The 11,106-nt window shown below is 44.0% G+C and carries 5 protein-coding genes; 4 read left to right on the plus strand and 1 reads right to left on the minus strand.

The window, feature by feature from the left end; all coding sequences use genetic code 11:
- Positions 1-14: 14 nt before the first annotated feature.
- Both OSCI_RS02960 and OSCI_RS02965 read left to right on the plus strand, forming a co-directional pair.
- On the plus strand, positions 15-5,612 hold the full coding sequence (locus OSCI_RS02960) for a PAS domain S-box protein (protein ID WP_007353372.1): 5,598 nt from the start codon (positions 15-17) through the stop codon (positions 5,610-5,612).
- A complete protein-coding gene (locus tag OSCI_RS02965; RefSeq protein ID WP_007353373.1) occupies positions 5,609-6,556 on the plus strand; it encodes a diguanylate cyclase in 948 nt (315 codons plus the stop codon). The genes OSCI_RS02960 and OSCI_RS02965 overlap by 4 nt, the downstream gene beginning before the upstream one ends.
- Before the next feature lie 115 nt (positions 6,557-6,671).
- On the opposite strand, the gene OSCI_RS02970 is transcribed toward OSCI_RS02965, so the two are convergent.
- Complete coding sequence (locus OSCI_RS02970; RefSeq protein ID WP_007353374.1) at positions 6,672-7,706, minus strand: hypothetical protein; 1,035 nt, start codon at positions 7,704-7,706, stop codon at positions 6,672-6,674.
- Positions 7,707-7,788: 82 nt separating this feature from the next.
- Between OSCI_RS02970 and OSCI_RS02975 the strand changes: the two genes are divergently transcribed.
- Together OSCI_RS02975 and OSCI_RS02980 are read left to right on the plus strand one after the other, a co-directional pair.
- Entirely contained in the window at positions 7,789-8,355 is a 567-nt protein-coding gene (locus tag OSCI_RS02975) for a YIP1 family protein (protein WP_007353375.1), read from the plus strand.
- A 295-nt stretch (positions 8,356-8,650) separates the two neighbouring features.
- Positions 8,651-11,106 (plus strand): ATP-dependent Clp protease ATP-binding subunit (locus OSCI_RS02980; protein WP_039961643.1); only part of this gene is annotated, 2,456 nt, incomplete at its 3' end.

Genomic DNA, 11,106 nt, shown 5'->3' on the forward strand with positions numbered 1-11,106 from the left:
CCCTGGTACTTACAATGGAAGATACTAATAAATCAAAAACAGAACTGTTAGCTGAAATTCAATCTTTGCGCGAACGGCTGACCGCAAGCGAGGATATCGTGCGAGCGATTCAGCAAGGGGAAGTAGATGCGTTAGTTATTTCTACCGCCCAGGGTCGAAAAGTTTTTACCCTCCAGAGTGCTGACCTATCCTACCGACTGTTAGTTGAGGAGATGCAACAAGGGGCTGTAGTCCTTTCGACCGATGGGCTAATTTTGTACTGCAATAAAAGTTTTTCCAATTTATTGAAACAACCGTTAGAGAAGCTGATTGGTTCATATTTTCAATTCTTAATTTCCCCCCATGACACCCCTCTATTTCAGGCACGAGTTCAACAAGCAGAAATGGGCGATCGGCATCCTGTAGAAATGTTTCTGCTCGCCCGCGATGGCGTTGAAATTCCTGTCTACCTATCCATCAATCCTCTGATCCTTGATGACTCCCCGATCAACTGTCTTGTAATTACTGATTTAACTGAACAAAAGCGCCATGAAAAGACTATTGCCTCGGAAAAACTGGCGCGTTTAATTCTAGAGCAGGCGGGAGAAGCAATTCTCGTCTGTGACCATACCGGACAAATTATTCGTGCTAGTGCAATTGCCCAACAACTCTGGGGAGAAAATCTACTATTTCAACCCTTTGATAGACTGGGAATTTTCAGTTTTTTTCAATCCAATTTTTCCTTAGTTATAAGCCAGGAAAAAATCTTATCAGCGGCAGATATTGCCCGTAATTCCCCGGTTAAAGTTCCCTTTTCAATTACACCCGTGCTGCATGGAGAAACCTATAAGGGGCTTGAGGTTGAATTTGAACGCCGGGATGGACAAGTTTTAAATCTGGTCTTAAATGCTCGCCCTCTAGCTGACCAGGACAATAACTTTAGAGGAGCAGTTGTAATTCTTACTAATATTACTCAACGCAAACAGGCTGAGAATGCCTTGCAAGCAGCCAAGAAAGATCTAGAAATAAAAGTTGTAGAGCGTACCCAGGAATTGCAGGTAGCAAACTATCGCTTACAACTAGAACTCTTGGAACGGGAAAGACGAGAGAAAATCCTTCAAGACCAAGCACAATTAATCGATTTAGCTCACGATGCCATTCTGACTGTCGATTTGAACGATGCCATTACTTTTTGGAATCACGGTGCGGCCGTATTGTATGGCTTTTCTCAAACCGAAGCTTTGGGAAAAACTCTAGCACAATTGCTGTCAACCAACTTTCCTAAGCCCTTAACAGAAATCAAGAAAGAACTATTTGAATATGGGCGTTGGGAAGGCGAACTTATCCAACAGAGAGGAGATGGTACATTAATATTTGTCGCTAGCCGTTGGACAGTGCAACGGGATTTAGCAGGTAAACCGAAAGGAATCATGAAAATTAACGCAGATATTACTAAAAGTAAGCAAGCAGAAAAAGCGTTAATTTATTCTAGTTTACGGCTATCTAAAATTTTAGATATTGCTAAAGATGCGATTATTTCAGTTGACGATCTTCAAACAATTACTCTATTTAATAAAGGAGCAGAAAAGATTTTTGGCTATACGGCTGCTGAGGTATTGGGAAAATCGTTGACTTTGTTATTACCTTCTCGGTTTGACTCTGTTTATAGCGAGAAATTTACTAATGTTCCTCAGTCTGATGAGAAAACCCGCAGGATGGAAGAGCGGAATGAAGTTTTTGGTCGCCGCAAAGATGGTACTGTATTCCCGGCTGAAGCTTCTATTTCTAAGCTGGAATTGAATGGAGAAAAAATATACACTGCCATTCTGCGCGATATTTCAGAACGCAAGATTGCTGAAACATCACTGAGAGAGCGAGAAGAACGCTTTCGCAAAGTTTTTGAAGAAGGGCCAATTGGCATGGCAATTGTTGGTTTGGATTATCGGTTTATTAAAGTTAATCCAATGCTGTGCCAGATGATCGGGTATACAGAATCCGAACTCCTTGCACTGACATTCTCCAATATTACCCATCCCGATGATTTAGAAATAGATGTACAATTAGCACAGCGATTGTTTAAAGGAGAGGTACCGTTTTACAAAATTGAAAAACGTTATTTAAAAAAGAACCAAGAAACTATTTGGGTTTCGCTAACAGGTTCTATCGTTCGCGATCGAGATGGCCAGCCTATTTACTATATAGCGATGATTGAGGACATCACCAATCGCAAACGGGCAGAAAAATCTCTGCAACAATATGAGCGAATCGTATCTACCACCCTCGATGGCATTGTACTTCTTAACCGCGATTATATTTATCAAATTGCTAATCCAGCTTACCTGTCTTGGTACAACAAATCTTCTCACGAAATTATCGGACATTCAGTGAAGGATATTGTGGGTCAAGAGGTGTTTGAAAATTTGAGTCCTGCGCTAGAGCAAGCTTTAGCGGGAGAAACTATTCAGTTTGAAAAATTGTTTGAGCATTTGCCAGGGGGAAAAAAATTTCTGAGCGTTACTTTTACACCTTATTTTGCAGTAGAACAAGAGATCTCAGGAGTCCTGATTAGCCTGCGCGATCTTACTAAACTTAAAGAAGCAGAGAATTCTTTACAGCAGAGCGAATCAACGCTGCGGAGTTTCTTCAACAGTGGTGCAATGCCGATGGGTATTGTTGAACTCCATAACGGAGATATCTTGCACATTTCCGATAATTGGGCGGCGGCTCAGTTTTTTGAGAGTACCCCAGAAGCTATGCAAAATCAGTTTGCTAGTGCGCTGGGATCGCCACCAACCACTATAGAGCAATGGACTACCTATTACCAACAATCTCAACAAATTCAAGCTCCCGTTCGATTTGAACATTTCTATGAGACTTCGACAAAGCAAGGATGGCTTTCTGTGAGTGTTTGCCCGATCGAACTTAGTCCCAGTGGATATCCCCGATTTTGCTATGTGGCTAAAGATATTACCGATCGCAAACGCGCCGAAGCTGCTTTAGCCAAAAGTGAGGAACAACTGCGATTGACGTTGGATTTTACTCATATCGGCACTTGGGACTGGAACGTGCATACCAATGAAGTGAACTGGAATGACAACCATTTTCGTTTGCTAGGAGTAGAACCACAACAAGCAAGCGATCCTTATCAGCTATGGCGCAAAGCAATTCATCCAGAGGATCTGGACAGAATCGAACAGGCGTTATCAAATGCGCTATTCCAGCATACTGACTATGAAGCTGAATACCGGGTTGTCTATCCCGATGGTACAGTTCGCTGGCTGGTGGGGAAAGGACGCGGGATCTATAACGAAGCGGGTGAACCGCTGAAAATGCTGGGGGTAATTTTCGATGTCAGCGATCGCAAACTTGCAGAACAAACGTTAGAACTTCAGGCTGTGATTACCCGCAGCATGGCGGAAGGCATTTGTCTAGTAAGAGCCGATAATGGATTAATTATCTATGCAAATCCTAAATTTGAGCAGATGTTTGGTTATGATGCTGGGGAAATGAACGGTCAGCACGTTGCGATCGTGAACTATGGCAATGAACAGATAGAGCCCGAAGAGGTAAATCAAGCCATTCGCACTGCTGTTTTACAAAATGGGGAATTTGCATATCAAGTTCATAATGTCAAGAAAGATGGTACTCCATTTTGGTGTAGTGCAACTTGTTCTGTATTTAAGCATCCTGAATATGGCGATGTTATGGTCGCAGTCCATCAAGATATCACCGATCGCACACAAGCAGAAGCAGCTTTGCGCGAGAGTGAAGAAAAGTTTCGTCAGTTTGCAGAGAATATTCAGGATGTGTTCTGGATGACAGACAACCAAACGCAACAACTTCTTTATGTGAGCCCTGCTTATGAAATTATTTGGCAACGTAGTTGTGAAACCCTCTATTCAAACCCATTAAATTGGTTAGCGACTATTCACCCAGACGATCGCCCACAAGTCGAAGCTGCGTATATTGAACAGCAAAAAACAGGAATTTACGATCGAGAATATCGGATTGTGCGACCCGACAATTCCATCCGCTGGATTCGCGATCGCGGATTTCCGATTAGAGACGAAGCCGGCAACATCATACGGATGACTGGCATTGCCGAAGACATTAGCGATCGCAAGCAAACTGAAGTAGAACTCGCTGCTGCTAAAGAAGCGGCCGTTGCGGCCAACCGTGCTAAAAGTGAATTTCTTGCCAATATGAGCCACGAAATTCGCACCCCCATGAATGCTATTCTAGGTTTTAGTGACTTGTTACAAGGATCGATCTCTGACCCCCAACCTCGTGCCTATCTTAACTCAATTGCTGCCAGTGGCAGAACGTTACTTGCCCTGATTAATGATATACTCGATCTTTCCAAAATCGAAGCAGGTAAGCTACAACTCCAATACGAACCAGTTGATGTGCGATCGCTAGTTCGGGAAATTCAAGAAATTTTAGACCCGAAAGCCCTTAAAAAAAGTTTGTCTCTCCTAGTAGAAATCGATGAAAACGTACCCACAGCCATTCTATTTGACCCCATACGCCTGCGCCAAATTCTGTTCAACACAGTTGGTAACGCCCTGAAGTTTACAGAGGCAGGATTTGTCAAAATATCTGTACGCGCACAATTAGATCTATCCCCTAGCTCGAATCGAGTACAGATAGAAATTACCATCGCAGATACCGGGATTGGCATTTGCTTAGAGCAACAACACAGTATTTTTGAAGCCTTTAAACAAAGTGAAGGACAAAGCACTCGTAAATATGGGGGTACAGGTTTAGGTTTAGCGATTACTAAACGTCTTACAGAAATGCTCGGTGGTACAGTCAGGCTCGAAAGCGAATTGGGCAAAGGGAGTGCCTTTACTTTTATCTTCCCCAATCTGACGATTACAGCAATAGAAACGCGATCGGTTGTGCCTTCAAAATTAGATGAAGATTTGAATCAATTGGGAACTGCAACTGTGCTAGTGGTGGATGATGTTCAATATAACCTCGATTTGATTGCGGGATATTTTGCAGGTAGCAAACACCGCCTGTTGTTTGCACAAGATGGACAAGAAGCGATCGAAATCGCGCAAAGAAATTGCCCCGATGCGATTCTAATGGACTTGTGGATGCCGAACATGGACGGACTACAAGCGATACAATTGCTGAAACAAAACAAAAGAACTCAAAATATTCCCATTTTGATCGTAACTGCCGTTTTGCGACTAGAGGACGAAATTACTGTGCGTCCTCTCTCCCAAGGATTCTTACGCAAACCCGTTAGCCGTTCCCAACTTGTCTCAGCGTTAAAGCAAATTTTACCCCAGGAAACTAATTATTTTACCATTGATGAAGCGCCCATAAATCCTACCCAAAACGAGCGAATTCAAGCAAATTCCAAAGCCTTGGCAAAGCTTCCAGAATTAGTTGAAAAACTCCGCCAAGAAGAAGAAAGCACTTGGTTAGAATTGTGTAAAACAATGAAACGGCGAGATATCCAAATCTTTAGGGAACGTTTGAGAGAGTGGGCGCACGAATACCAATGTCAAGCACTCCTCGACTATACGACGACCTTAGAAAGTCAGCTAGAAACCTTTAACTGGGAGCTATTGCCTAAGACCATAGAAAAATTCCCCGAAGTGAGACTTCAATTATTATGACATCATTCAAACCAGAAAACTGCTTGATTTTAGTCGTCGATGATGTTACTGAGAATCTGCAATTAATTGCTTTAATTCTAGAAAAAAGAGGTTATGAAACCACTTTTGCTACTAGCGGAAAGCAAGCTTTAGAGCGCGTTCAAACTGCCAATCCCGACCTAATATTATTAGATTTTATGATGCCACACATGAATGGCTTGGAAGTTTGCGAACAACTGAAAGCTAATCCTGATGTAGCAGAAATACCGATCATTTTTCTCACTGCTAGCCACGAGCAAGAGCATTTAATCCAAGCCTTTGAAAAAGGAGCAGTTGATTACATTACCAAACCCTTTAGTACAGCAGAGCTACTCGTCCGGGTGCGAACGCACTTAGAGTTAAAATATATGCGAGAGCAATTGAAAAAGTCGTTACAGGAGCAAGCACAATTAACTAAAGAGTTACAAAATTTAGCTAATACAGATCCATTAACTGGAGTGTGGAACCGTCGTTATTTGTTAACTTTATGTGAGGCAGAGATCGAGCGAGCTTGCCGATACAATCATTTGTTTTCTGTATTAATGCTGGATCTAGATCGCTTCAAACAAATTAACGATATTTACGGGCACTCTGTAGGAGATGAAGTGCTGATTGGGATGACAAAGATTGTCAAAAATTCTTTAAGAAAAGTAGATTTTTGGGGACGGTTTGGGGGAGAAGAATTTGTAGTAATTCTACCAGAAACTAATCTGGATTCTGCCGTAGACGTGGCTGAACGTATCCGCGCTACCCTGGAAAAGACAGAGTTTCCGATTCAAGAAAAACAGGTGAAAATTACAGTTAGTATTGGAGTCTCTACCTATCAATTGGAGGATCAAAAGATCGATCTGGTACTTCAACGAGCTGACAAGGCGCTTTATCAAGCCAAAAATCAAGGGCGCAACCGAGTTGTTGGCGATCGATAAAGCAACCGCTTTCGGCGGTTAGGGGCTAGGGCGTGTTTTCTTGCCTCGTTGTATCCTAGAAAATAGGTAAAAAATAGGCGATCGCGAATCTAAATCCTGAGTAATCAACCACATCTTACGGAGACTTCCGATCCGACCAAATTGGTAATTTGTTAACTTTTTTCAGGATTAAATCTACATAAGTCAAACCATTTTCTGCCCGATCTTCCCCAAAATATCCTTGGTTGCCATCGTGCTTATGAGGCCCACTAATTATTTCTGCATAACGCCCTTGTTGCCGAGCTTGATTGAATCCAGAGTTAACTAGCCATTGCCATCGCGACGGGAAAACAACCCCGCCAATATCATCAATTATATCTCTATTCCCGTGTAAATGATAGACGCGATTGACAGCATTAAAACCTACCTTCCCGGAAAAAACCCCACCCACAGAAACAACACTAATCTTAGCATTAAGCCATTCCTTAAGATAAGGAGTTGCACCTAACGCCACTTGTGCTCCACCGCTAGTACCAATTAGAATAATTTTAATAGGTTGATTTGGGGAAATTAAGATCGGGTGTTTAGCCTCCATCCGCTCGATAATTGCTGTGGCAATGCCCTGATTATAAACCTGTCCGTAGCGATAATCTAGAGAAATTGCAAATCTCCAAAGATTGCGAATTTTAATTAGTAAATCTCCACTAATAATCTTTCCCTTTGCCCGCTCAACAAACCGCCAAACAGGAGCGAACAAACGCTGCCCTCCTAAACTTTTATTGGCTGCTGAGTAAGGGAAAATATCGCCAACAGCAACGCATTCTGGATGCACGTCAACTAAAGTTTTAAGAAAGAACTCTTCTCCCGGAGTTAATTCGTCTGCCGAAAAATCGCCTACTCCGGGCAGAAAGATAATATAACAATTTAATACCCCAGAGTTAGGAATACGCTTGTTGGCAGGTGTTTCTATATTACCAGAGTTAGATCGCCCACTTTCCAGTCGATTTTTCTGTTTAAGACCTAGAGTTTCAGCACTTTGACCCAGCCACCAGACTAGAGTTCCCACTGGAGCAGTAATGCCCCATACTATCAGGATTGTAGTTGCTATGACTAAGAGCTTCAAACTGCCTCCGCGCAGCCAAATTAGTATCCACCCAGTTAACTTCAGCATTTAATCAAATCTGCTTGTAATTTGCTGTCTTAAGGCGTATTGTATCAAAGTTGTCAACTACTTCGATCATTAAGAATTTAACGTGAAAGGCAAAGATTCAACACAAGGTTTAGGCACAACTCTTAGGAATGCCTTATGTTTAAATGTCAATTTTTACGAAGATGCTGCCGATACTCCTAGAACTAAGCGGATCGCTTTAACGATTGTAATTTTAGCAGCCCTGTCTCACGTTTTAGGCAGCGCTGCGATCTTATTAATTAATCGGGCAACTCTGCCAATACTGGCGATCTCACTTTTAATTGATGGCTTCGCTGTTGTCGCTGGTTACTACTTTTGGACTTTCACGATCTCAAAAATAGCTCAGTGGCTAAAACCGAATCACGTTAGCTATAGGGAATTGCTGATTCCGATTGGATTTGCCTATGCGCCGCAAGTGCTGAATTTTTTGACGCTGATTCCGCTATTAGGACGAGCAATTGAGTTAGTATTATCTGTATGGAGTTTGCTAACTGTAATTGTGGCAGTCCGCCAAGGTTTAGATATTAGAACTCGCTGGGCAGCGTTGATTTGTTTAGTAGGTTGGCCTGTAATTCAAGTAGCGATTGGATTTGTACAGGTATTTGGACAGTTCCTTGCAAGGCAGTTTTAACAGGAGGATTTCAATATTTTTGTTGAATAGTTAGATTTTATGATATAATGCAATTCCATCTTCAACTGAGAGGGATGATGCTACTACTTATTTTAAGTAGTTGACCTCAACCAAAAGAGGGCGATCGCTACGTCAACTATTCGGCTATCCTCACTGGCTTTACCATTTAACAGCGATACATTAAAATAAAAGCAAGTACACAAAAATTAATATTATTTATTTTTTGTGGCACTCGCCCCGGCCAACCGTGAGGGGCAAATCAGCCCTAACTAAAACAGTAGGATAGGAAACATCTATGTTTGAAAGCTTTACAGAACAAGCCGTTAAGGTGATCATGCTCGCTCAGGAAGAAGCTCGCCGCCTCGGTCATAACTTCGTAGGTACTGAGCAAATCCTCCTGGGACTAATCGGCGAAGGTACTGGTATCGCCGCCAAAGTCCTCACGGAAATGGGCCTCAACATTAAAGACGTGCGGATAGAAATTCAAAAAATCATTGGCAGAGGTTCCGGCTTTGTCCCATCGGAAATTCCGTTTACACCTCGCGTCAAGCGCATTTTCGAGTCATCCCTGAACGAAGCTCGTAAACTGGGACACAACTATATCGGCACCGAGCACATCTTGCTGGGACTGATCGCAGACGATGAAGGCGTGGCGGCGAAAGTTCTAGAACAACTGGGTATCGAACGCGCTCAAGTCCGCACCCAAGTAATTCGGGCAGCAGGAGAAACTGTAGCGGTGGGTGGTGGTCGCGATCGCAATACCAAAACCCCAACCTTAGAAGAGTTCGGCACTAACCTGACCAAACTAGCAACCGAAGGCAAACTCGACCCCGTAGTGGGACGGGAGAAAGAAATCGAACGAGTGATCCAAATTCTGGGTCGCCGCACGAAAAACAATCCCGTATTAGTAGGCGAACCCGGAGTCGGCAAAACTGCGATCGCTGAAGGTATCGCCCAACGCATCGCCAACAACAGCGTTCACGAAATCCTAGAAGGCAAACAAGTCATCAGCCTAGACATGGGAGCCATGATTGCAGGTACCAAGTTTCGGGGCGAATTTGAAGAACGCCTCAAAACCATCATGCAAGAAATCTTCAACGCTGGTAACATCATCCTGTTTATCGACGAGATCCACACCTTAATCGGAGCCGGAGCCGTACAGGGGAGCATGGATGCCGCCAACATCCTCAAACCAGCCCTCGCTAGAGGTCAATTGCAGTGCGTCGGCGCAACCACCCTCGATGAATATCGCAAACACATCGAACGGGACGCAGCCTTAGAACGCCGCTTCCAGCCTGTGAAAATAGGGGAACCCAGCGTTGAAGAAACCCTAGAAATTCTGCACGGCTTGCGGTCAGCCTACGAGAAACACCACAAACTGACAATTTCCGACGCAGCTTTGGAAGCAGCGGCTACCCTGAGCGATCGCTACATCAACGATCGCTTCCTACCAGACAAAGCCATTGACCTCATCGACGAAGCAGGTTCCCGCGTTCGCGTCATGAACTCACAGCAATCGCCAGAAGTCAAAGAACTCAAGCGACAACTGCCACAAGTGACCAAAGACAAAGAAACCGCCGTCCGCGATCAAGACTTTGAACTAGCTGGAAAATTGCGCGATCGCGAACTCGAACTCCAAGGCCAAATCAAAGCCGCCTCCAGCATAAAACCAGAAGTCACAACTCTGCCGATCGTCACCGAAGAAGATATCGCCCACATCGTCGCATCTTGGACAGGCGTACCCGTCAGCAAACTCACAGAATCCGAATCTGAATTGCTGATGCACATGGAAGACACCCTCCATCAGCGCCTCATCGGTCAAGAAGAAGCCGTTAGCGCCGTTTCTCGCGCCATTCGTCGCGCCCGCGTCGGCTTGAAAAACCCCAATCGACCGATCGCCAGCTTCATCTTCTCCGGCCCCACTGGTGTTGGCAAAACCGAACTTACTAAAGCCTTAGCCGCCTACTTCTTCGGTTCCGAAGAAGCCATGATTCGACTCGATATGTCTGAATTTATGGAACGGCACACTGTTTCTAAACTGATCGGTTCTCCTCCCGGTTTTGTGGGCTACGACGAAGGCGGTCAACTAACAGAAGCAGTTCGCCGCAAACCTTACACAGTAGTCTTATTCGACGAAATCGAAAAAGCTCACCCCGATGTCTTCAATATCCTCTTACAAATATTAGAAGATGGGCGCTTAACGGATGCCAAAGGTCGCACCGTAGACTTCAAGAATACCCTGCTGATTATGACCTCAAACATCGGTTCTAAAGTCATAGAAAAAGGCGGCGGCGGTATCGGTTTCGAGTTCGCAGAAAACCAAGCAGATGCTCAATACACCCGCATTCGCTCCCTAGTAAATGAAGAACTCAAGCAACACTTCCGCCCCGAATTTCTCAACCGGCTCGATGAAATTATCGTCTTCCGTCAGTTGAATAAGGAAGAAGTCAAGCAAATTGCAGACATCATGCTGCGCCAACTTTTCAGCCGCTTAACCGAACAAGGTATGACCTTGCAAGTGACAGAAAGGTTCAAGGATCATCTAGTAAAAGAAGGCTACAATCCCAGTTACGGTGCAAGGCCTCTCCGTCGCGCCATCATGCGATTGTTGGAAGACGTACTTGCTGAGGAAATGCTTTCCGGCCGACTCAAAGAAGGAGACAGCGCGATCGTAGATGTAGATGATAATGGGGAGGTTAAGGTATTACCCACCGATCCATCACCACCTAAATTAGAATTAGCGCTCTCTCA

This window comes from Kamptonema sp. PCC 6506 (assembly GCF_000180455.1).
GTDB classification, from domain to species: Bacteria; Cyanobacteriota; Cyanobacteriia; order Cyanobacteriales; family Microcoleaceae; genus Kamptonema; species Kamptonema formosum.

Bases quoted from the DNA above. Each gene is read 5' to 3' on its own strand.
- OSCI_RS02960 (WP_007353372.1), top strand. From the start codon at position 15: ATGGAAGATACTAATAAATCAAAAACAGAACTGTTAGCTGAAATTCAA.
- OSCI_RS02965 (WP_007353373.1), top strand. From the start codon at position 5,609: ATGACATCATTCAAACCAGAAAACTGCTTGATTTTAGTCGTCGATGAT.
- OSCI_RS02970 (WP_007353374.1), bottom strand. From the start codon at position 7,706: ATGCTGAAGTTAACTGGGTGGATACTAATTTGGCTGCGCGGAGGCAGT.